The organism is Mycobacterium sp. IDUB_19 (genome assembly GCF_055419445.1).
On sequence record NZ_JBVAXR010000181.1, the window covers coordinates 1 to 915 of the forward strand.

Here is a 915-nt window from a genome sequence, read left to right on the forward strand (position 1 = left end):
CTGGAGCTGTCCACCAAAGACCCGGAGAAATACTCCGGCTCCGACGAGATGTGGGACGAGGCCACTGACGTCCTGCGGGAGGTCGCGGAGGCTTCCGGGTTGCATTTTGTTCCTGACCCCGGTGGCGCGGCGTTCTACGGTCCGAAGATCTCGGTGCAGGTCAAGGACGCGTTGGGCCGCAGCTGGCAGATGTCGACCATCCAGCTCGACTTCAACATGCCGGACAGATTCGAGCTGGAATACACCGCGGCCGACGGGTCGCGGCAGCGGCCGGTGCTCATTCACCGGGCGCTGTTCGGGTCGATCGAGCGGTTCTTCGGCATTCTCACCGAGCACTACGCGGGCGCGTTTCCGGCGTGGCTGTCGCCCGTGCAGGTGGTCGGCATCCCGGTCGCCGACGAGCACGTCGCCTACCTGGAAGATGTTGCCGCGCAATTGAGGTCACGGGGCGTGCGGGTGGAGGTGGACGCCAGCGACGATCGGATGGCCAAGAAGATCGTGAACCACACCGCCCAGAAGGTGCCGTTCATGTTGCTGGCCGGCGACCGCGACGTCGAAGCCGGGGCGGTCAGCTTCCGCTTCGGCGACCGCACCCAGATCAACGGCGTGACGCTCGATGCCGCGATCGATACGATTGTGAAGTGGATCGCCGACCGCGAGAATGCCGCTCCCACAGCAGAACTGGTGAAGGTGGCCGGCGGTGAGTGAGCAGGACAGCGCCGATCGCGACGACACCATTCTCGACAGAGGTGTCGGCGAGCGTGACCACCTGCAGCGGTTGTGGACGCCGTACCGGATGACCTATCTCGCCGAAGCGCCGATGAAACGCGACAACGGCAAAACCGAGGAGCCGTTCAGCGACATTCCGCAACTGCCCGACGAGGACGGTCTGGTGGTCGCCCGCGGAGAACTCGT

Annotated in this window: 1 protein-coding gene and 1 pseudogene; both read left to right on the top strand. The window is 65.0% G+C overall.

Annotation, left to right across the window (positions count from 1 at the left end; genetic code table 11):
- Positions 1–708: His/Gly/Thr/Pro-type tRNA ligase C-terminal domain-containing protein (locus ACZY0B_RS27785; RefSeq protein ID WP_463767428.1), on the top strand; the 708-nt coding region annotated here is incomplete at its 5' end.
- Positions 701–915, top strand: a pseudogene (locus ACZY0B_RS27790) (diadenosine tetraphosphate hydrolase); the annotation flags it as partial. The gene ACZY0B_RS27785 and the pseudogene ACZY0B_RS27790, both read left to right, overlap by 8 nt.